Origin of the sequence: Dactylosporangium salmoneum (assembly GCF_039532525.1) — a bacterium.
In the GTDB taxonomy this organism is placed as follows: domain Bacteria; phylum Actinomycetota; class Actinomycetes; order Mycobacteriales; family Micromonosporaceae; genus Dactylosporangium; species Dactylosporangium salmoneum.
The window spans coordinates 1-20,529 of the sequence record NZ_BAAARV010000036.1 but is presented as its reverse complement, the minus strand read 5'-3'; the positions used below and the strand labels follow the sequence as shown (position 1 = coordinate 20,529).

The following is a 20,529-nucleotide window of genomic DNA, read 5'->3' as shown; positions in this document are numbered from 1 at the left end:
TCCTGCTCGCCGCGGGGCGGACAGGCTTGTAAAAAATCAATCGGCGGGCATCGGGCCGCTGTCCGGCGGGAACCCGGGCGACGGCGGAAACCGGCGCCGCAGGGCCAGGTACTGCGTCGGGGTGTGGCCGGTGAAGTCCTTGAACTCCCGGCTGAAGTGGGCCTGGTCGAAGTAGCCGGCCGCGTGCGCGAGCCCCGACCAGTCGACCGGGCCCCGCGCGTCCACCGACACGATCAGCTGCGCGAAGCGGTAGATCCGCGCCACCAGCTTCGGGGTCACCCCGACGTGGGACTTGAACTGCGCGGCCAGGTGGTTGCCGCTCACCCCGGCGGCGTCGGCCAGCGCACCGATCGGGACGGCACCGTGGCACGTCTCCAGGCGCTCCCCCGCGTGCTGGACCAGGCCCAGCCCGGGCGACGGCGCCCCGGCCAGCCGCGAACGCAGCTCCCCCTCCAGGACCCGCAGCGCCTCGGCGGGCGAGGCGAGGTCGCCGACCTGGTTGCGCAGCCGGTCCAGCGATCGTCGCCAGACGTCGTCGACCGGCACCCACCGGTCGCGCAGTTCGGTCGCCGGCAGGTTGGCGAACGGCGAGATGCCCCACGGCTTGAAATGCACCCCGACGAGCCGCACCGGCGTCGGGTACTCGAAGAGGAAGCGCCGGGTCCAGACGCCCATGAACCACCCGTCGCTCAGCACGGCCGGCGGCGCCGACGGGTCGCAGTCCCACAGCCGGACGGGCCCGCTCAGGTTGAGGAACAGGTGCGCGGAAGGCATCGGCGGGACGTTCATCCGGCGGTGCCGCGGCACCCCGGTGAGGCAGTAGACGTCGTCGATGAAGAGATCGAGCGGCGGGGCCGGCACCCGGGCGACGTACTGCATGAACCCCAGTGTGGCCGAGTGCCTCCCGCCCTACTCGCATCTTTCATAGATTAAAAATCTTTGTTATTGACTTCGAGCCGAACGGCGGGGACGCTGTGTGGCGAACACCCCTCCGGCGCCGGACGTCGACCCCGACGCGCGCCGTCTGCATTCGCCTGCCCGAGACGAAAAGGACTCCCCCATGGACCACCGCACCAGGCCACGGGCCGTGCGCGCGGCGGCGGCGCTCGCCGTCGCCGCGTTAGGGCTCGGACCCGCACTCGTCGCCTGCGGCTCTGACGACCCCGCCGCCGCCCCGACCTCCATCGACGTCGTCACCCGCTGGTCGTCGGGCAACTCCGCCAACGCCGCGCAGAAGCGGGTCTTCGACGCGTTCACCGCCGAGACCGGCATCAAGGTGAACCTCACCGAAGGGCTGGAGACCATCGACGACCAGGTCGAGAACGCCGTCGCCGCAGGCAAGTCACCCGACGTCGTCATCGTCAACCTGTTCGACAAGACGCTCGGGTGGCTCGACGCCGGCGTCACCGTGCCCGCCGACCAGTACGTCAAGGACTGGGGGCTCGAGGGCAAGATCAAGCCCGCCGCGTTGGACGAGTGGCGCGTCGGCGGGGCGGCCGGCGGCAAGCTGCAGGGCCTGCCGTTCTCGGGCTTCAGCTGGCCGCTGTGGTACAACACCGACCTGCTCAAGCAGGCCGGTGTCGACCAGATCCCGGCGACCACCGACGAGCTCGTCGCCGCCGCGCAGAAGCTGCGCGCGAAAGGCATCGGGCCGCTCACCGTCGGCGGCAACGACTGGACCGGGCAGAAGCTCTTCTACCAGATCGCCCAGTCGTACACCGACGCCGCGACCATGAAGAAGGTCATGCAGTCGGGCGGCTACTGCTCGACGCCGAGCGTCATGGACGGCATCAAGCTGTTCACCCAGCTGCGCGACGGCGGCGTCTTCGTCGACAACGCGGCCGGGCTCATCGCCGACGGGATGTACGCGGCGTACTACGGCGGCAAGGCGGCCATCATGCCGGCCGGCTCGTGGGCCTACACCGAGTCGACGGCCGCCGGCACCGGCATCGACAAGAAGACGACGCTCGGCGGATTCCCGGTGCCCAGCGGCGCGACGTTCAAGAAGCCCACGGCGTACCGCGGGTTCACCGGCGTCGGCTTCATGATCACCAAGAAGGGCGCCGAGGCGGGCCACATCGACAACGTCAAGAAGCTGGTCACGAAGTTCTACGCCGACACCGCGGTGGGCGACTTCGTCAAGGACTCGGGCATCCTGCCGCCGACCACCGGCGACTTCGGCTCCTACGCGACCAACCCGCTGCTGTCGCAGTCGCTCGGGCTCGACAACAGCGTCGACTACGCGGTGCTGCCGGACGTGTGGATCGGCTCCGCCTCCGACCGAATCATCCAGGTCCTCACCGGGGCCTACGGCAAGTCGACGCCGCAGCAGGTCTGCGCCGGCCTCGACACCGCAACCAAGGGCTGACCAGGCACGGCCGGGGGCCGCACCAACGGCCCCCGGCCGACGGCATAAGGAACTGCAACGATGTCATCGACCAGCGTCCTGCCGCGCGCCACCGCGCTGCACGCCGCCGCGCCCAGGAAACGGCGGAACCAACGCGTCCTGTGGCTCACCGTCCCGTCCCTGGTGTGGTTCGCCGTGTTCTGCGTCGGCCCGCTCGCCGCGATGTTCGTCATCGCCACGCTGCGGTGGAAGGGACTGCTGTACGAGCCGTCGTACGTCGGCACCGAGAACATCGGGCGCGTGCTGGACGACCCGGCGTTCTACGACGCCCTGCGCAACAGCGCGGTGCAGGTCGCCGTCGTCATCCCGGTCATGATCCCCCTCGCGTTCATGCTGGGGTACCACCTCAGCACCAAGCCGCGCGGATACCGCATCCTGTCGATCCTGTACTTCTCCCCCGGCCTCATCTCGATCTCCGTCACCGGCATGATCTTCTACGGCGTGCTGTCCCCGGACGGCGGCGTCAACGGCGCGCTGCGCGCGATCGGCCTCGACTCGCTGGTCACGCCCTGGCTCGCCGACCCGGCCACCGCCCTGCCCAGCCTCATCGCCATCGACCTGTGGCGCGGCGTCGGCTGGACCGCGGTGCTGTTCGCCGCCCGGCTGGCCAGCCTGCCCGCCGACGTGGTCGAGGCGGCCCGCATCGACGGCGCCGGGCGCCTGCGCATCATCTGGCAGATCGCGTTCCCGATGGTCAAGGACTACGTGCGGACGCTGACGATGCTGCAGTACCTCTGGACGCTGTTCACCTCCGCCGCCCTCATCCTGCTGCTGACCAAGGGCGGCCCCGGCACGTCCTCGACGACCCTGTCCTACCTGGTGTACGCCAAGGCGTTCGCCCAGCGCGACCTCGGCTACAGCCAGGTGGTCGGCGTGGTGCTGCTCGTCCTCGGCGTCGCCGGCATGCTCCTCGTCCGAGCGCTGCTGCGCAGCTCAATGGAGAACACCCGATGACCGCACACAAACAGCGAGGGTCGCTCGCGACCGTCCTGTCGTGGCTGTACGCGCTGCTGCTCGCGCTGCCGCTGTACTACCTCGCCGTCAGCTCCCTCAAGACCAACGTCGAGATCTTCACGCGGCCGTTCGCGCCGCCGGCGCACTGGCTGTGGGGCAACTTCGCCACCGCCTGGCGCACCGCGGGTCTCGGCCAGGCGCTGCTGAACTCGCTGCTCATCTCGGCCGTCGCGATCGTGCTGACGCTCGTGCTCGCCGTGCCGGCGGCCTACGCCCTGGCCCGCTGCGACAACCGGCTCGCCCGGGTCATCACCGGCGCCTTCTCGGCCGGCTTCCTCGTCCCGCCGTTCGCCGCGCTGATCCCCACGGTGATCCTGGCGATCCGGATGGACCTGTTCTACACCCGCGAGTTCCAGATGCTGTTCCTGCCGGCCAGCGCGCTGCCGCTGTCGGTGCTGCTGCTGACCCAGTTCATGCGCACGGTACCGCGGGCGCTCATCGAGTCGGCCGCGCTGGACGGCGCCGGGCACCGGCGGCTGCTGTTCAGCGTGTTCATCCCGATCGCGATGCCGGGCCTGGTGAGCGTGACGATCCTGCAGCTGCTGACCTTCTGGAACGAGTACCTGTTCTCGCTCACCATCACCGGTACCGGGCCGGACGTGCGCACCGTCCAGGTCGCCCTCCCGACGCTCGTCTCCGATGCCACCAACTTCGGCGTGCTCACCGCCGGAACCGTGCTCACGCTGCTTCCTGTCTACGTCGCGTACTCGCTGTCGAGCCGCCGCATGCAGGAGGCACTCACCGCAGGGGCGGTCAAGGGATGACACTGACCACGCAGGCCTCCACGGCCGGGCTTACCCGCCACGACCTCGGCGGCGCCTGGGAGCTCACCTGGTCCGGCGGGCCGGCCGGCGTCCCGGACGCGGTGCGCGACGCGGTCGTCCCCGCGCAGGTGCCCGGCGAGGTGCACACCGCGCTGCTGGCCGCCGGCCTCATCGCCGACCCCGACGCCGGCTGGGGCGAGGAGGGGCAGCTGTGGGTGGGCCGCTCCCGCTGGACGTACCGCCGCCACGTCCACTGGTCGCCGGCGCCCGGCGCACGCACCGACCTCGTCTGCGACGGGCTCGACACGTTCGCCGAGGTGTACGTCAACGGGCGGCTGGTCGGGACGGGCCGGGACCAGCACCTGGTGTACCGCTGGAAGGTCGACGACGCCCTGCGCCCCGGCGGCAACGTGATCGAGGTCCGCTTCGCCTCGGCCTGGGACGCCGCCCACGAGCACGAGCGCGCCCACGGCCCGCTGCCGAGCCCTTACGACGAGCCGTACGCCCACGTGCGCAAGGCCGCCGCGAACTTCGGCTGGGACTGGGGCCCGCACTTCGTGACCGCCGGGATCTGGCGGGACATCCGCCTCGAGACGTACACCGGCCGCATCGAACACGTCCGGCCCCTCGTGCGCCTGGACACCCACGGCACCGCCCGGGTCACCGCGCACGTGCGCGTCGACGCCCCGCCCGGCGCCCGCGTCCGCGCCGAGCTGCTCGACCCCGCGGGCGTGCCAGCGGCCGGCGGCACGAGCCTGATCGAGGACGGCGAGGCGGCGATCACACTGCTCGTCGCCGAGCCGCAGCTGTGGTGGCCGGTCGGGCTGGGCGGGCAGCCGCGGTACGGGCTGCAGGTGGAGCTGGAGCATGACGGCACGGTCCTCGACGCCGCGAGCGCCAGCATCGGCCTGCGCAGCGTCGAGCTCGACGAGTCGCCGGACGCGCTCGGCACCCGCTGGGCGATCGTGGTCAACGGGCGGCCGGTGCGCGTGCGGGGGTACAACTGGATCCCCGACGACACCCTGTCCAGCCGCGCGACGCCTGAGCGGGTCGCGGCACGCATCGACCAGGCCCTGGCCGGCAACGCCAACCTGCTGCGCGTCTGGGGCGGCGGCCACTTCGTCACCGAGGCCTTCCTGGACGCGTGCGACGAGCGCGGCATCATGGTGTGGCACGACTTCCTCTTCGCCTGCGCCGCCTACTGCGAGGACGAGGAGATGACCGCGCTCGTCACCGCCGAGGCCGAGCAGGCCGTGGCCCGCATGTCGGCCCACCCGAGCCTGGTGCTGTGGTGCGGCGGCAACGAGACCGTGCTGGGCCGCCGGCACTGGGGCTGGACCGACCAGATCGGCGAGCGCGCCTGGGGCGCCGGGTTCTATCTCGACGTCCTGCCGAAGGTGCTGGCCCGGCTCGACCCGACCCGCCCGTACGTGCCGAACTCTCCGTGGTCGGGCTCCATCGAGCGCGACCCGGTGGCCGACACCCACGGCCCGAGCCACCTGTGGGACGCCTGGAACGAGGCCGACTACGTGCACTACCGCGACCACGACCCGTCGTTCGTCGCCGAGATGGGCTGGTGCGGCCCGGCCGCGTGGACGACGCTGCAGCGGGTGCTGGACGGCGAGACCCCCGGACCCGCCTCCCCGCTGACCCGCCACCACCTGCGCGCCATCGACGGCATGCACAAGCTCACCCGCGGCCTGCAGCCGCACGTCCCCACCCCGGCCGACGGCCCCGACTGGCACTTCGCCACCCAGGTCGTCCAGGCCCGCGCGGTCGCCGCCGGCGTCGAGTGGCTGCGCTCCCGCGAGCGCTGCGGCGGCGTCGTCGTGTGGCAGCTCAACGACTGCTGGCCGGCGATCAGCTGGTCGGCGGTGGATGTCGCGGGCATCGAGAAGCCGCTGTGGCACGCCCTGCGCCGCGCGTTCGCCCCGCGGCTGGCCACGATCCAGCCGGCGGCCCCCGGCCCGACCCACGACCCGACCGGCCCGGACGGCCTCGTGCTCGTCCTCGTCAACGACGGCGTCACCGCGTGGCGCCCCGACGTGCTCGTCCGCCGGGTCGGCCCCGACGGCCGCGAGCTGGCCCGGGCCCGCCTGCGGCCCGAGTGCCCGCCCGGCGCGGTGACCCGCCTCGCGGTCGGCCCGCAGGTCGGCCGCCCGGAGGACCCGGCGGCCGAGCTCCTCGTCGTGGACGCGGACCGGTCGCGGGCGACCTGGGTGTACCGCCCGGACCGCGACCGCACGCCCCCGCCACCCCAGCGCCGCGTCGACCTGGCGGTGCTGGACGGCCGCCTGCACGTGGGCGTCACGGCGGCCACGATCCTGCGCGACGTGTGTGTCTTCGCCGACCGCCTGGCCGCCGCCCTCGGCACGGCCCCAGCGGGCCTGGTGGTCGACGACGCGCTCGTCACGCTGCTGCCCGGCGAGCGCCACGTCTTCCACGTGGCCCGCCGCGACGGCCGCCCGCTGCCCCCGACGGCGGCCACGGCGATCCCGTCCCCGCTACTCGGCGAGGTGGTGCGCTCCTTCGACGAGCTCACCACCTGACCGGCGGGTCGGCAATCCTTGCCGCTGCGGCAGCGCTCGATCGTCGTCGCGTACGGCCATCAGCCGGCGCCGGCGACGATCGAGCCTCGATGACCCGTGCGAACCGTGGCTGCGCCGTCGCCGGGGGAACACCATCAGATGCCATGCCCGGTGGAGCCGCTTCGATGCTGTAGAGCGCGCCGCCGGCCGAGGTGATCGAGCTGATCGTGTCGAACTGCGCGCTGCCCGAGACCCCGTCGCCACGGCCCCGGGCGGCGCCACCGGCGATCAGGTGCCAATCGCCGGCGTTCAGCGGTGCTGGGACTCTCGTTGTCACTGGATGCGGTGGCGGTCAGGTCGCCTGGTAGGTCCGGAAGAGGTCGGCGAAGAACGCTTGCAGGACGGGTAGGGCGCTTTCCTGGCTGGCAAGTCGTGCGCTATCGGCGGCATGAGCGGTGGCCGCGAGGCGCCCTGTTGTGTCCCCAGCGCAGCTGGGAGGAACTCGGTGGGAGGGATTCCCTTGACACTTTCCTGCGCGGGACATAGCGTGCCGTCAAATTAGCAGGAAACTTAACAGTTTCGCTGGAGGATGCCGTGCACCGTTCCCCGCGCAACCTGCTGCTCGCTTCCGCCGTGGCCGTCGCGACCGCTGCCACCGGCGCCGTCTGCCTGCTGGCGGCCTCCCCGGCCAGCGCCGCGGTGAGCCTCTCCGACGTCGTACCCGCGCCAGTGTCGGCGCAGCCCGTGGCCGGCGTGACCTACACACTTCCGTCGGACGCCGCGATCCAGGCCGCGGCCGGCGCCGTCGACGTCGGCAACTACCTCGCCGGCATCCTCCGCCCGTCGACCGGCTACGCGCTGCCGGTCTCCACCACGACCGGCACGCCGACGAGCGGCATCGCGCTGCTGCTGTCCGGCGCCGACCCGAGCGTGGGCACCGAGGGCTACCAGCTCGACGTGACCGCCGCCGCCGTCACGCTCCGCGCGCAGACCGCGGCCGGGCTGTTCCACGGGGTGCAGACGCTGCGGCAGCTGCTGCCGGCGACGGTCGAGGCACAGACCGTCCAGAGTGGACCATGGACGGTCACCGGCGGCCGGATCGTCGACTACCCGCGATACGGGTACCGCGGCGCGATGCTCGACGTGTCGCGGCACTTCTTCGCCCCCGACGTGGTGAAGCGGTACATCGACGAGATCGCGCAGTACAAGGTCAATATCTTGCACCTGCACCTCTCCGACGACCAGGGCTGGCGCATCGTGATCGACGCCTGGCCGCAGCTGGCGGCCGTGGGCGGCAGCACCCAGGTGGGCGGCGGCGCGGGCGGCTACTACACCAAGGCACAGTACTCCGACCTGGTGTCCTACGCGGCGTCGCGGCAGATCACCATCGTGCCCGAGATCGACATGCCCGGCCACGTCAACGCCGCGCTCGCCTCCTACGCCCAGCTCAACTGCAACAACACCGCCCCGCCGCTCTACACCGGCACCAACGTCGGCTTCAGCTCGCTGTGCGTGAGCAAGGAGGTCACGTACACGTTCGTGCAGCAGGTGCTCAACGAGCTCGCCGCCATCACCCCCGGGCCGTATCTGCACATCGGCGGTGACGAGGCGTCGAGCACGCCCGCGGCGGACTACACCACGTTCATGAACCGCGTGCAGCCCTTCGTCGGCGCGGCCGGCAAGACCGTCATCGGCTGGCACCAGATCGGGAAGGCCGACCACACGACGAACCGTGTCGCGCAGTACTGGGGAACGTCCACATCGGACGCGGACCTGAGCGCAGCGGTGAGCAAGGGCGACAAGATCCTGCTGTCGCCGGCGAACAAGGCGTACCTCGACATGAAGTACACCAACTCGACCCCGCTCGGCCAGACGTGGGCCGGCCTGATCGAGGTGCAGACCGCCTACAACTGGGACCCGGGTGCCTACCTCTCCGGCGTGCCGGCCAGCGCGATCCTCGGCGTCGAGGCTCCACTGTGGACCGAGACGCTCACCAAGCTGGCCGACATCGAGTTCATGGCGTTCCCGCGGCTGCCGGCGCTCGCCGAGCTGGCGTGGTCGCCGCAGTCGGCACGCAACTGGGACACGTTCAAGGTGCGGCTCGGCGCGCAGGGTCCACGGTGGACGATGATGGGGATCAACTACTACAGCTCGCCGCAGGTCCCGTGGGGCACGCAGCAGACGACGCGCAGCGCGTACACCCAGATCCAGGCGGAGAGCTTCACCAGCCAGTCCGGCACCCAGACCGAGACCACCACTGACACCGGCGGCGGCCAGGACGTCGGCTACATCGCACCCGGCGACTGGCTCGCCTACACCAACGTCGACTTCGGCACGGCCTCGCCGGCCTCGGTCACGACGCGGCTGGCCTCCGGCGCATCTAGCGGCACCATCCAGTACCGCCTGGACTCCACCACCGGCCCGATCATCGCCAGCGTCCCCGTCACCTCCACCGGCGGCTGGCAGACCTGGACCAGCACCACCACCAACCTGACCGGCACAGCCACCGGCGTCCACACCCTGTACCTCACATTCACCGGCACCGCGGGCACCGACTTCGTCAACCTCAACTGGCTACAGTTCAACGCCGGCGGCACGCTGCCCAACGCGTACAGCATCCGGCAGGCGGAGAGCTTCACCAGCCAGTCCGGCACCCAGACCGAGACCACCACCGACACCGGCGGCGGCCAGAACGTCGGCTACATCACACCCGGCGACTGGCTCGCCTACACCAACGTCGACTTCGGCACGGCCTCCCCGGCCACCGTCACGACCCGGCTGGCCTCCGGCGCATCCAGCGGCACCATCCAGTACCGCCTGGACTCCACCACCGGCCCGATCATCGCCAGCGTCCCCGTCACCTCCACCGGCGGCTGGCAGACCTGGACCAGCACCACCACCAACCTGACCGGCACAGCCACCGGCGTCCACACCCTGTACCTCACATTCACCGGCACGGCAGGCACCGACTTCGTCAACCTCAACTGGTTCCAGTTCAACCGGTAGCGCCTGCTTCACGCCGTGCGGCCCGGCCTGCTTGCGACCAGGATGTCGCGCTGGATGGGCTGGTCCACGCGGTGGCAGAAGGCGTCGTACGGTAAGTCGTCGAGCACCTCGAGGCCGGCGGCGGCGAGCACGCCGCCGGCCTCCTCTCGCCGTCGCATGTTCGGCTGGCTGGGTGGCAGCGTGGGCGCGACGACCTCGAACGCCCCCTCGGCCGCGGGCCAGTCGTAGTCCTCGATGCCGTTGAGTTCAGGCGCTGGCGGCGGTGATGTGCAACGGGTCGTCGAGGAAGGCGGCGAAGCCGAGCTCTGCGGCTCCCAGCAGGGCCGCGTTCTGGCCGAGGATCCCGGGCCGCAGGTCTGTCTGCCGTCGGGTGTCAGGCGTGCTGTGATGGGCGATCCTCGCATGTACCTGTTCTGCGGCGCCGGCGTATAGGTAGCGCAGCGTGCCGTCGAGGATGACGACCTGCGGGCGGACGAGGGTGATCAGATTGGCGATGGCGATGCCGAGCCAGTCGCCGGCGATGGCGAGAGCTTCCGCCGCCGTTTCGTCGCCTGCCGCAGCGTCGCGCACCATCGCCAGGACAGCGTCGCGATGGCCGACCTCGGGGTCACGTCCCGCGGCCGCCAGCAGGGCGTCTCGTCCGAGTTTGGTGTCGAGGCAACCGAGTGAGCCGCACGAGCATGGTCGTCCGTGCTGTGGGTCGACCAGCATATGACCGATGGCGGGCGTCTGTCCGTCGTGGCGTCCGAGGTTCGCGCCGTCAACAACGATGCCGCCGTCCACGCGGTCGCCGCCCTGCAGGTAGACGACGTCGCGGAAGCCGGCCCCGGCGCCTCGTTCTCGCTCGGCGACGGCGGCCAGCTGGGCCCGGCGACCGACAGCGACCGGTCGTCCCAGCAGGCGTTGCAGGTCGGCCCCAATGGTCGTGGGTTCTGCGCCGAGCGCGGCTCCCGCTCCTACGCACGCGGAGCCCGGTGTGGCTGACTGCTGTATCTGCTGGCTGAGTTCCGCAAGGACGTCACGCATGTCCCGGCTGGAGGGGTGCGTGGGCGTGTCGGCTTCGCGGCGGTCCAGGAGTTGCCCGCCGAGGCCGACTCGGGCGGCTACCGGCCGGTCTGTTCCGATGTCGAAGGCCAGGACGTGGGCACGCTCCGGTCGCGGGCGGACGAGCAGCGATGGGCGCCCAGCCCCTGAGCGGGCGGCCGCAGGCTGGTGCTCGAGTAGGCCCGCGGCGGCAAGTTCCCTAGTCAGCGCCATGATCGTGCTGCGGTTGACGCCCATGTGGCGGGCCAGAGCAGCCCGGGACATCGGACCGCTGCGATGCACGTGCTTGAGCAGGGTGCCCAGGCTCGGCCGGGATCGGCTCATGCTCGCCGGCCGTCGGACTCGGGCTGCGGCCAGGTGGCGCCGACCACCTGGGCCGTCTCCGCCGGGCCGGTGAACAGGTGGGTGTGCGACCCGAGGCGTTCAGCGGCGTGTACGTTCTCGGCGCGGTCGTCGATGAGCAGCCCACGGTCGGGGGCCAGACCGAGTTCGTGGCAGCACCAGCGGTACGCCTCCGCGTCCGGTTTCGCCCGGCCGATGCGGCAGGAGAAGGCGACGAGGTCGGTGCGTTTCGCCGACGGGGACTGGTGTCGGGCGATGACCCCGAACAGATCGAACAGGATGACGTCGGGCATGTCGGTCACACCTTGTGGACGATGGTGCCGGCGGCGGTGAGGGCGTCGGTGTGCTCGTCGTCCGCGTCGTCGGTGGTGACCACCATGCTGAACGCGGACACGGGCGCCACGAACGCCAGCGCCGTGCGGGAGAACTTGGCCGGTTCCGCGGCCACGATGACGCGGTGGGCGGCGGCGATGATCGCGCGTTTGATCGCGGCGTCGGCGAGGTCGTAGGCGGTCATCCCGGCCGCGGTCAGCCCGCAGCAGCCGAGGATCGCGGTGTCGAAGCGCAGCGCGGCCAGGGACGCCTCGGCGAGGGAGCCGGTCAGCGCGAGCTCGTCGGGGCGGGGCTCGCCGCCGGGCAGCAGCAGCCGCAGCTGCGGGGCGCCGGCCAGGGCGTTGGCCGCGTGCATGGACAGCGGCATGACCGTGAGCCGGCGCGGCGCGAGCAGGCGGGCGACCTCCAGGCAGGTGGTGCCGCTGTCGAGGACGACGGCCTCGCCGTCGGCGATCAGGCCGGCGACCGCCTCGGCGATGCGGCGCTTGGCGTCCTGGCCCTCGTGGGAGCGCACGGCGAACGGCGGCTCCTCGCCACGCAAGACGAGGCTGCGGGCACCGCCGCGGTAGCGCTCCAGCATCCCCTGGTCGGCCAGCTGCTCCAGGTCCCGGCGCACGGTCATCTCGGACGTGCCGGTCAGCTCCGCCAGCCGCGTGACGCCGACCTGGCCGGCCTGCTGGACGGCATCGAGGATCCGCCGGTGGCGGTCGCTGATCGTCATGCCGCTATTGAACACCACCGGGTCGGCGGATGCAACGTTCCGAACATGATTTCTGTTCGCTACGTTTACAGGCATGTTCGTTACTGTACGGGCGGCCCGGGCTGCCACCTTCGCCTACTTCCTCCTGTGCGGCATCGTGCAGGGGCTCTGGGTCGTGCACATCCCGACCGTGGAGCATCGGGCCGGGATCAGCCATGCGACGCTCGGGTGGCTGTTGCTCCTGCTCGGCGGCGGCGCCTTCCTCGGCATGCAGGTGATGGGCCCCCTCGCGGACCGGTTCGGCGCCCGCCGGGTGGTGCCGGCCGGCGGCGTCTTCCTCAGCGCCGCGCTCGTCCTGCCCGCGCTGGCGGCCGACGCCCGGACACTGGGTGTGGCGCTGTTCGTGCTCGGGCTCGCGCACGGCTGCCTGGACGTGGGCATGAACGCCCACGCCGTCCAGGTCGAGGCCGCCTACCGGCGACCCGTCATGTCGGCCTTCCACGCCATGTTCTCCATCGGCGGGGTCCTCGCCGCCCTGCTCGCAGCCCGCACGCTCAGCTGGGGCTGGAGCGCCGGCACGACCATGACGGCGGTCGCGGCCGCCGGGGCGATCCTGTCCCTGACCTCCGCCACCGGTCTGCTGCCCCGCGCCGCGCCCACGACCGTTGCACGGCCCGCCACCAAGCCCGGCCGCCGCTCGACCCCGCTGCGGATCTGGCTCCTTGCCGCGCTCGCCCTGATGCTCATGCTCGGCGAGGGCGCGGCCGCCGACTGGAGCGCCCTGGCGATGCGCGACGTCCTGGACGCCGACCCGTCCACCGCCGCCCTCGCCTACGGCGCCTTCTCCACCGCCATGACCGCCGGCCGGCTGCTCATCGACCGCATCGCCGCCCGCGTCGGCCCTGCCGCCGTACTGCGCTGGGGCTCCGCACTCGCCGCGCTCGCCATGGCCCTGGTCGTCTGCTCGCCGTCGATCCCCGTCGCACTCGCCGGATGGACCCTCTTCGGCGCCGGATTGGCCGGCACTATCCCGCAGCTGTTCAGCGCCGCCGGGCATACCGACCCCGCGGCCGCCGCCACCAACGTCTCCCGCGTCGCCGGCCTCGGCTACCTGGGCATGCTCGCCGGGCCCGCCATCATCGGCGCCCTCACACATATCGCGCCGCTCAACATCACCCTCATGCTCCCGCTCGCCTTCTGCATCGTCGCCGCCCTCACCGCTCCGGCGGTGCGAACCAGTCGCAGGGCGGAAGCCGCCGAGACGGCGAGCGTGTAACCACCTCGTGATGGCTCGTGGCGGGACCTCTGCCCGAATCCCGCCCAGACAAGATCAACTAAACCAAGACTGGACGCGGTAGATCGACTGACCTCTCTACGGCGGCGACTGAAGCTGCGCCGGGACCTGCAGGCCCGCGGCCTGGGCTATGTGCTGGCTGCGGCGCGGCCCGCAACCACCGCGTCACCACCAGCCCAGCCCGCGGTCCACACCGCGCCGACCAGGTCGCCGTCATTCGTGGCGGCGACATTCCAGATGACCGTCTGCGTCGAGTTGCCGTCGACGACCGCCGCCGAGTCCTGCGAGGTGAGCAGGAAACCCGTTATGCCCGGCGGTGCGGAACCGTCCGGCGCAGGTGTCGCGCCGGACGGTTCCGGGCGGTCAGCGGACCGGAACCTGACCGGCCCGCAGGACGCCGAACGGGTCGTACCGGCGGGCCAGTTCGGACAACCGGGCCAGCGTCGCCGGGTCGTACGAGCGGGCCAGGCGCTCGGCACCGGTGCCCGCGGACAGGTTCGGCAGGGCACCGCCGGTCGCCCACGGCGCGAGCGCGGCCCGGACCGCGTCGCCGTGCGCCACGAGCGCGTCCCGGACCGGCGGCGCCGGCACCCCGATCGTGAGCAGCGTGTAGGCGGCGTCGCGGTGGCTGAGTGCGCTCGGGTGGTGGGGCTCCCGGGCGAACGCGCCGCCGAGTTGGCGCAGCTCGACGATCACCTGCGGGGAGCCGGCCTGCGGCCCGGCCACGGCGAGCAGCGCGTCGACCGCCTCAGCCGGCAGCTCGCGCAGCAGGTCGGTCGCCTCGTACGAGGGCATCGGGTTCACCGGATCGGCGTGCACCATGCCGATCGCCGGGTACGGGATGACGCCGACCCCGTCGAGCACCGGCTCTGCGACGGCCCGCATCGGCGCGAGCCGGGCCGCGCCCTCGTCGGCGGCGCCGGTCCACACGAACCGGACGGCGACGGTGTACCGGCCGGCGAGCGGCTCCGGCACGCCCGGCATCGGCGGTAGCTGCAGCAGCGCGATCGACGTGGTGGCCTGTTCCGGCAGTCCTACGCACCACTGCCGCCACGCGTGCAGGACGGCCGCGGTGTCGTCAGCAGCGAAGTACAGCGCCCCGCCGTAGACCTCCCGCAGCGGCACGAGATCGAACTCCAGCGCGGTGACGATACCGAGCGCACCCTTGCCGCCACGCAGGCCCCAGAAGAGGTCCGGCTCCTGCTCGGCGGTGACGCGGTGCAGGGTGCCGTCGCCGGTGACCACCTCGAACGCGCGGACCCGGTCGGAGGCGGCGCCGTAGGTGCGCACAACGGGCCCGATGCCGCCTCCCGTGGTGTACCCGACAACGCCGACATTCGGTGCGGAGCCGCACAGCGGTGCCAGACCGTGCGGCGCCGCGGCGTCGAGGACCTGCTGCCAACGAACCCCGGCCCCGACGCGGGCCCAGCCGTCGGGGTGTACGACGCATTCGTCGAGCCGACCCGTGTGGACCAGCAACGCGCCGTCGAGGGCGTCGGCGATGCCGTGGCCGGTGGCCTGGACCGCGACCGGCAGACCGGCCTCGGCAGCGAACCGGACGGCCTCGATCACATCCTGCGCATTGCGTGCCTCCACCACCGCGGCCGGGGTAGCGGAGACGGCGACGTTCCACGGCGTGCTCAGCTGCGCGTAGCGCGGGTCGCCGGGCAGGGCGACCGCGCCGGTCAGGCGGCGGCGTAGCTGGTCGAACCGGGGCGTCAGGGCGGACGCGGATGAGGCGGCTGTCGCGGACATGGTGTGCCTTTCGGGAGGTCGCCGTGTTGACACGCACACCCTGACCGCGGGCGCTCCAGCACCGCCGGTGCGACACTTGAGCGCCGGTTGGACCGCGCTTGGACGCCGCCGGCAGGCATGCCCAGCGCGCCCGCGGCCGTCACACCGGTCGCGGGCCGCCGCCGGCCGTCGTACCCGTGCCGCCGGCCTGCCGGGCCAGCTCGACCTGCCATCCGGAGCCGACCTGCTCGCCAGCGCGAGCAGCGTCCGACCAATGTGCGGCCGCGGCGGCGGGATCACCCTGCGCCGCGGCGAGACGGGCGAGCACAGCGTCGTAGGAACCCCAGCAGGACGTGGCGGTGCCGACGACGATCTGCCGGCCCCGGTACGGCAGCAGCTCCCGGTAAGCCGCGGCGAGGTCGCCGTCGAGCGCCAGCGCCAGCCAGCCGCGCACGGCGAGGAACGAATCGGTGGTCCAGTCCTGCGGCGTCACCTCCGGCCACCGGCGACGCAGCCGGCGGGCCTCGTCCCGGTCGCCGGCCTCGGCGACGGCGAGCACGGCGACCGCCTGCAGCAGCGGCACGTCGAGGTCGCCGCCGTCGACAAGCAGGTCCAGTACGTCCGCGAGCCGGCCGTCCCGGCGGCGGAACGTGAACTCGTGCAGTGCCCGGCAGCACTGTGCGCCCCACATGCTCGTGGCCCGGTAGTGGTCGTGCGCCTGCGCGGCGAGCTGCTCCGCCTCGTCCCAGGCACCGGTGAGCATGGCCCGGCCGGTCTCCTGATACAGCAGGTGCGGACGAACCTCCGGACCGGTGAGCCGCGCGCCCAGCCGGGTGGCGGCGGCCAGGTCGGCGGCGAACCCCGCGGCGTCACCGAGGTGCAACCGCAGCGGCCCGCGGTGCAGCCGGGCGAAGAACTCCGTCCGCAGCGGCAGTTCCCGGCCGCTGAGCGCGATCGCCTCGTCGGCGGCCGCCATCCGCCGGGTAACCCGGTCCGGCAGGCCCCAGGCGACCAGCCCGTAGTTGTTCAGCGTCCGGCCGAGCAGCGCGGGGTCGCCGATCCGGCGGGAGAGCTCGACCGCGCGGATTGCGTACTCGACGCCCTCCCCGCGGCGGTCGCTGTAGGCCAGCTCGACCCCCAGCGCGCCGAGCAGCCGGGCCAGCAGCGTCGGGTCCGCCTCGCCGGCCCGGCCCACGAGCGTCTCGAGCAGCCCGACCAGCCCTTCATCGACGTAGCCGTACGGCCGCCAGTTCCACAACGTCACACCGCCCCAGACGCTCGCGGCCTCGGCGAGGCGGTCGTGGTCATCGAGCTGCCGGGCGATCGCGAGCGCCTCGGCCACCACGTCATGAGCCTCCTGCAGCCGGCCGCTGCGCAGCAGGTCCTCGGCGAGCGCGACGAGCAGGTCGTGGCGGTCACCGGCCGCGCCGGCGCCGAGCAGCGACAACGCCCGGCGGGTGTGGGCCGCCGCCTCGCTGTGCGCCAGGCGACTCCGGGCCGCTGCCGCCGCCGCTGCCGTGTACCGCCGGGCGGGTGCGGTACCGAGCACCGGCACGGCGTGGAACGAGTGGTGCGCGAGCCGCTCGACGTCGACCGGCCGTCCGCCGGCCCGGTTCTCCAGGACGCCGGCGACGACGGCGTGCAGCCGGGCGGCCTGGACCCTGCTGAGCCCGGCGACCAGCGTCTCCCGGACCAGGGCGTGACTGAAGCGCCACTGCCAGGTCACGTCGTCCTCCAGCAGTACCCGGCTCGCCACCGCCGGCTCCAGAAGGGTGATCACCTGCTCGGCGCCCATCTCGGCGGACGCCTCCAGCAGCGGCAGGTCGACGTCCCGGCCGACCACCGCGGCCAGCCGCAGCAGCTCGACCGTCGCCTCCGGCAGCCGGGCCAGCCGTCGCTGCAGCACGTCGCGAACCGACGGCGGCAGCGGCACCCCCGCCACGTCGAGTTGCCGTTCGCTGCGCAACAACTCGACGAGCTCCACGACGAAGAACGGGTTGCCGTCCGTACGCGCGTGGACCTCCTTGACCAGCGTGTCGTGCGGCAGGCCGGCGCCGCTGTCCGGCCCGTCGCCGAAGCGCGCGGCGATGAGGTCCGCCACATCGCCCTCGCCGAGGCCGCCGAGCTGCAGCCGTTGCGCCCGCGGTGCCCGGGCCAGCGCGGTGAGGCACTCGACGACCACCGGCGCGAGCTCCTCACCGATGGTCCGGACCGTCGCGACGACCAGGACGCGCATGTCGTCGAGATGCCGGCCGAGCAGGGCGAGCAGGTGCAGGGAGGTCGCGTCCGCGGCCTGCACGTCGTCGAGGACGACGAGCAGTGGTGCCTGCGCCGCGGACTCGGCGAGCCGCCGCCGCAGATCCTGGAACAGGGCGAACGCCGACTGGTCCGGGTCGCTGTCGACGGGTGCGGTGAGGACCCCGCCGCCGAGCCGGTCGAGGACCTGGCTCCACGGCCACAGCGCCGGCACCCCGGCGTCGTCGGCGCACCGGCTCCACACGGTCCGCCACCCCTGGGCGCCGGCGAGTGCCGCCGCCGCCTCGGCGAGCCGCGTCTTGCCGATGCCGGCCTCTCCCTCCAGGACCACCACCGCACCGTTGCCGCGGGTCACGTCGCCGAGCGCCGCGCGCAGCCGCGCCCGTTCGCCGCGCCGCCCGACCAGGGCACGCCCGTCGGGCTCATCCGGCGTCGCCGCCGCGGGCCTTTCGGGCTTCCGATGCGGTGGTACCGCGACGAGTGCGACATCCTGGCGCAGCACGGCCTGTTCGAGAGCGCGCAGCTCCGGTCCGGGATCGATGCCGAGTTCGTCACGCAGCGTGCGGGCGCAGAGCCGGAAGCTGTCGAGCGCGTCGGCCTGCCGCCCGCTGCGGTACAGCGCCTCCACAAGCCGGGCCCACAGCCGTTCCCGCAGCGGGTACGCGGTGACGAGCTGCTCCAGATCGGCGACGGCCTCATCGGCGCGGCCGAGCCTGATCCGGGCCACGGCCTGCCGTTCCCGTGCCAGCAAGTGCAGCTCGGCGAGGCGGGCCCGTTCCGCCGTGACGGTGACATCGTCGGGGAGGTCCGCCAGCGGCTCGCCGCGCCACAGGGCTACGGCCTCACTCAGCAGCCCCTCCGCCTGGGCCGGCTCGTCCTCGTCGAGGCGCCGGCCGCCCTCCTCGACGAGGACGGGGAGCCGCAGCAGATCGACCTCTGCCGGGTCAGCGGCGATGAGGTACCCCGGGGCCCGGTTGACGATCGACGACACGCCCCCTGCAGCCCGGCCCGGGTCGAGCAGGCGGCGCAGGTTCGACACATACGACTGGACAGTGCCGGTCGCCGAAGTGGGCGGGGCGTCCCCCCAAAGCGTGTCGAGGATCCGGTAGATCGGCACCACCCGGCCGGCGTCGGCGAGCAGCAGGGTCAGCAGGGTACGCAGCTTCGCGCTGCCCACATCCAGCCGATCCCCGTCGGCGGTGCGGACCTCGAGCGGGCCGAGCACGCGGAAGCGCATCTACTAAAGGTAGACAGGCCGCGCCCGCGGGCTACAGGCGCGTCACGCTGCGAGCGCAACCGGCACCACCATGCTCCTGCCCGGCAGCCACCTCGCCCCCGAGTCCATCACCATCCCCAGCCGGACACATCGACCCACCCGCCGCGATCACCCCCGGACACCTGGCAGCACGACGTCATACTGTTCGAAAACCGCACCTGGCACCCCACCAGCCTCAACACCTCCGGACAACCACGCATCGCCCTGATGCTCCAATACGGCTACCGCTGGCTGGCACCCGTCGACGACACCGACACCAGCCTGCTCACCGACACCCGCCTCACCGACATCCAGCGGCAAATACTCGGCGCGCCCAACCGAGCCACCGACGGATCACTGACCAAAGGCGGCGGCCCCGACGCCATCCGCACCTGGTGGCGCACCATCAGCACCGCAACCTGCTGGCCACCGACCCCGGCGACATCCCCCGCCCGGCCGGCGGCCTGCGCCGCGTCACCGTCGGTGCCGGGGTCGCGGTAGCCGGCACGCAGGTCGGGTACCCGCTGCAGTGGGACCTGCGCGACGGCCGCCGTTTGGCCAGTACCGCCGCCCATGACGGGTACCCGGCATCGCGATCAGCACCGACGGGCCGCCGCTCCTGCTCAGCTTCGGCGCGGGAGAAAGCAGCTCGACGCTATGCTTCCACGACCTCGACGGCCTGCGGCGCACCGGCCGGGCAACGTGCCCGGCGTCCTGCGCAGTGCCGGCTGGACCACCGTGGACGGTCGGCGCCGGGCCATGACCGTGGCCGAAAAGGGGCTGCTGACGCTCTGGGATCCGGCGACGGCGGAGCCGCTCGCACAGTTCCCGGGTCGCCCGCGGCCGTCTGACGTCCTGACCTTCATCGCCGGCGGCACGCTGGCCCTGGTCGGCGTGGCTCATTGGCTGCGTATTGCCGACCTGCGCGCCGGCACGGTTCCGGCGACCATTCAGACCGACTTCAAGCTCGAGGTCGACCGCATCGCCGCGTGCGGCACGCTCGCGTTCGCCACGGAGGCCGGCAGCAGCGCCGATCGCACCAACCTCTTCGAGCTCGCCGACACCCTGGAGGAGGACGCCCGGCCCCGTCTGCACTTCATCGACGTCGCCGCCGTCGACGTCAACGGCGGCCCGGTGATCGCGACCGTCGACCGCGAGGGCGGGTTCCGGATGTTCGATGCGGCCGGCGGACAGGACTATTCGGCTGCGGGTCGGGCCCCCGTCCTCTGCGTGCTCGACCGCCGGCCGGTGTCCGCCGACCCCACCACCGGCGAACTGCGCGCCCTGACCCACCCGCCTGCGCTCGAACCGGTCCTGGCCGCGACCGCCGGCGATCGGGTCGCCGCCGCCGGCGCGGACGGCACCCTCGCGGTATGGGACCCGAACGCGCTGGCGCCGCCCGTCCTGGCGCGAAGTGGCCGGACCGGACGAGCTCGCCGCGCTCGCGCTCGGCGACCTCCACGGCCGCGTTATCCTGCTGGCCGGCACCTACGACGGCGGCATCCGCTGGTTCGACGGCGCCGACCTCACTGAGCTCACCCCGCCGGGCCGCTTCGCCGAGCGCCGCGGGCCGGCCCGGCGTGGCGCCGTCACTGCCCTGCACATCACCGCCACCATGGTGATCAGCGCCGCCGCCGATACTGTCACCTGCACCGACCTCACCACCGGCGAGCCTTCCGGCCCCGCGCTGGTGCACCCCGGCCCCGTGCGGGCGGTCCTCCCGGCAATGCTCGACTCAGGCCTGGTGGTCGCGACGAGCTGTGCCGACCGCCGCCTAAGCGTCTGGGACGTCGTCACCGGCCGGACCACCCTGACGGTCAGCCTGCCGCGTACGGTCAGCCGCATCGTTTCC

Annotated in this window: 16 protein-coding genes; 9 read left to right on the top strand and 7 right to left on the bottom strand. The window is 72.6% G+C overall.

Features of this window, described 5'->3' with window-relative positions; genetic code table 11:
* Positions 1-36 precede the first annotated feature (36 nt).
* Positions 37-879: a helix-turn-helix domain-containing protein gene (locus ABD352_RS24390; protein WP_344614791.1), complete on the bottom strand. Its 843-nt coding sequence runs from the start codon at positions 877-879 to the stop codon at positions 37-39.
* A 181-nt stretch (positions 880-1,060) separates the two neighbouring features.
* Here ABD352_RS24390 and ABD352_RS24385 point away from each other — a divergent pair, with 181 nt between their 5' ends.
* The 5 genes from ABD352_RS24385 (at position 1,061) to ABD352_RS24365 (ending at position 9,719) form a co-directional block, all read left to right on the top strand.
* Positions 1,061-2,368, top strand: coding sequence for an ABC transporter substrate-binding protein (locus tag ABD352_RS24385; RefSeq protein WP_344614790.1), 1,308 nt, complete (start codon positions 1,061-1,063; stop codon positions 2,366-2,368).
* A gap of 60 nt (positions 2,369-2,428) precedes the next feature.
* Positions 2,429-3,361, top strand: a complete 933-nt coding sequence (locus ABD352_RS24380; RefSeq protein WP_344614789.1) for a carbohydrate ABC transporter permease — start codon at positions 2,429-2,431, stop codon at positions 3,359-3,361.
* Positions 3,358-4,185 carry a carbohydrate ABC transporter permease gene (locus ABD352_RS24375; RefSeq protein ID WP_344614788.1) on the top strand — a complete coding sequence of 276 codons (828 nt, stop codon included), beginning with the start codon at positions 3,358-3,360 and terminating at the stop codon, positions 4,183-4,185. The genes ABD352_RS24380 and ABD352_RS24375 overlap by 4 nt, the downstream gene beginning before the upstream one ends.
* Positions 4,182-6,734 carry a glycosyl hydrolase 2 galactose-binding domain-containing protein gene (locus ABD352_RS24370; protein ID WP_344614787.1) on the top strand — a complete coding sequence of 851 codons (2,553 nt, stop codon included), beginning with the start codon at positions 4,182-4,184 and terminating at the stop codon, positions 6,732-6,734. Before ABD352_RS24375 ends, ABD352_RS24370 begins: the two co-directional genes overlap by 4 nt.
* 573 nt (positions 6,735-7,307) lie before the next feature.
* Positions 7,308-9,719 carry a family 20 glycosylhydrolase gene (locus ABD352_RS24365; protein WP_344614786.1) on the top strand — a complete coding sequence of 804 codons (2,412 nt, stop codon included), beginning with the start codon at positions 7,308-7,310 and terminating at the stop codon, positions 9,717-9,719.
* A gap of 8 nt (positions 9,720-9,727) precedes the next feature.
* On the opposite strand, the gene ABD352_RS24360 is transcribed toward ABD352_RS24365, so the two are convergent.
* The 4 genes from ABD352_RS24360 to ABD352_RS24345 all read right to left on the bottom strand — a co-directional run bounded on the left by ABD352_RS24360 (position 9,728) and on the right by ABD352_RS24345 (position 12,159).
* Positions 9,728-9,877: a hypothetical protein gene (locus ABD352_RS24360; RefSeq protein WP_344614785.1), complete on the bottom strand. Its 150-nt coding sequence runs from the start codon at positions 9,875-9,877 to the stop codon at positions 9,728-9,730.
* 88 nt (positions 9,878-9,965) lie between these two features.
* Positions 9,966-11,087 carry an ROK family transcriptional regulator gene (locus ABD352_RS24355; protein ID WP_344614784.1) on the bottom strand — a complete coding sequence of 374 codons (1,122 nt, stop codon included), beginning with the start codon at positions 11,085-11,087 and terminating at the stop codon, positions 9,966-9,968.
* Positions 11,084-11,398: an HAD-IA family hydrolase gene (locus tag ABD352_RS24350; RefSeq protein ID WP_344614783.1), complete on the bottom strand. Its 315-nt coding sequence runs from the start codon at positions 11,396-11,398 to the stop codon at positions 11,084-11,086. The genes ABD352_RS24355 and ABD352_RS24350 overlap by 4 nt, the downstream gene beginning before the upstream one ends.
* 5 nt (positions 11,399-11,403) lie before the next feature.
* Positions 11,404-12,159, bottom strand: a complete 756-nt coding sequence (locus tag ABD352_RS24345; RefSeq protein ID WP_344614782.1) for a DeoR/GlpR family DNA-binding transcription regulator — start codon at positions 12,157-12,159, stop codon at positions 11,404-11,406.
* Positions 12,160-12,232: 73 nt separating this feature from the next.
* Between ABD352_RS24345 and ABD352_RS24340 the strand changes: the two genes are divergently transcribed.
* Entirely contained in the window at positions 12,233-13,414 is a 1,182-nt protein-coding gene (locus ABD352_RS24340; protein WP_344614781.1) for an MFS transporter, read from the top strand.
* Positions 13,415-13,795: 381 nt separating this feature from the next.
* On the opposite strand, the gene ABD352_RS24335 is transcribed toward ABD352_RS24340, so the two are convergent.
* Positions 13,796-15,187, bottom strand: coding sequence for an FAD-binding oxidoreductase (locus ABD352_RS24335; RefSeq protein WP_344614780.1), 1,392 nt, complete (start codon positions 15,185-15,187; stop codon positions 13,796-13,798).
* 139 nt (positions 15,188-15,326) lie between these two features.
* Positions 15,327-18,659 (bottom strand): ATP-binding protein, encoded by a 3,333-nt coding sequence (locus ABD352_RS24330; RefSeq protein ID WP_344614779.1) that lies wholly within the window; start codon positions 18,657-18,659, stop codon positions 15,327-15,329.
* Positions 18,660-18,905: 246 nt separating this feature from the next.
* On the opposite strand from ABD352_RS24330, the gene ABD352_RS24325 reads away from it, so the two are divergent.
* The 3 genes from ABD352_RS24325 to ABD352_RS24315 form a co-directional block, all read left to right on the top strand.
* Positions 18,906-19,178 (top strand): hypothetical protein, encoded by a 273-nt coding sequence (locus ABD352_RS24325; RefSeq protein ID WP_344614778.1) that lies wholly within the window; start codon positions 18,906-18,908, stop codon positions 19,176-19,178.
* 258 nt (positions 19,179-19,436) lie between these two features.
* Positions 19,437-20,210: a WD40 repeat domain-containing protein gene (locus tag ABD352_RS24320; RefSeq protein WP_344614777.1), complete on the top strand. Its 774-nt coding sequence runs from the start codon at positions 19,437-19,439 to the stop codon at positions 20,208-20,210.
* An 82-nt stretch (positions 20,211-20,292) separates the two neighbouring features.
* The coding region (locus ABD352_RS24315; protein WP_344614776.1) for a hypothetical protein at positions 20,293-20,529 on the top strand (237 nt) is incomplete at its 3' end.

Bases quoted from the DNA above. Each gene is read 5' to 3' on its own strand.
- ABD352_RS24320 (WP_344614777.1), top strand. From the start codon at position 19,437: ATGACCGTGGCCGAAAAGGGGCTGCTGACGCTCTGGGATCCGGCGACG.
- ABD352_RS24325 (WP_344614778.1), top strand. From the start codon at position 18,906: ATGCTCCAATACGGCTACCGCTGGCTGGCACCCGTCGACGACACCGAC.
- ABD352_RS24370 (WP_344614787.1), top strand. From the start codon at position 4,182: ATGACACTGACCACGCAGGCCTCCACGGCCGGGCTTACCCGCCACGAC.
- ABD352_RS24390 (WP_344614791.1), bottom strand. From the start codon at position 879: ATGCAGTACGTCGCCCGGGTGCCGGCCCCGCCGCTCGATCTCTTCATC.
- ABD352_RS24340 (WP_344614781.1), top strand. From the start codon at position 12,233: ATGTTCGTTACTGTACGGGCGGCCCGGGCTGCCACCTTCGCCTACTTC.
- ABD352_RS24360 (WP_344614785.1), bottom strand. From the start codon at position 9,877: ATGCGACGGCGAGAGGAGGCCGGCGGCGTGCTCGCCGCCGCCGGCCTC.
- ABD352_RS24350 (WP_344614783.1), bottom strand. From the start codon at position 11,398: ATGCCCGACGTCATCCTGTTCGATCTGTTCGGGGTCATCGCCCGACAC.
- ABD352_RS24330 (WP_344614779.1), bottom strand. From the start codon at position 18,659: ATGCGCTTCCGCGTGCTCGGCCCGCTCGAGGTCCGCACCGCCGACGGG.
- ABD352_RS24355 (WP_344614784.1), bottom strand. From the start codon at position 11,087: ATGAGCCGATCCCGGCCGAGCCTGGGCACCCTGCTCAAGCACGTGCAT.
- ABD352_RS24345 (WP_344614782.1), bottom strand. From the start codon at position 12,159: ATGACGATCAGCGACCGCCACCGGCGGATCCTCGATGCCGTCCAGCAG.
- ABD352_RS24335 (WP_344614780.1), bottom strand. From the start codon at position 15,187: ATGTCCGCGACAGCCGCCTCATCCGCGTCCGCCCTGACGCCCCGGTTC.
- ABD352_RS24375 (WP_344614788.1), top strand. From the start codon at position 3,358: ATGACCGCACACAAACAGCGAGGGTCGCTCGCGACCGTCCTGTCGTGG.
- ABD352_RS24380 (WP_344614789.1), top strand. From the start codon at position 2,429: ATGTCATCGACCAGCGTCCTGCCGCGCGCCACCGCGCTGCACGCCGCC.
- ABD352_RS24385 (WP_344614790.1), top strand. From the start codon at position 1,061: ATGGACCACCGCACCAGGCCACGGGCCGTGCGCGCGGCGGCGGCGCTC.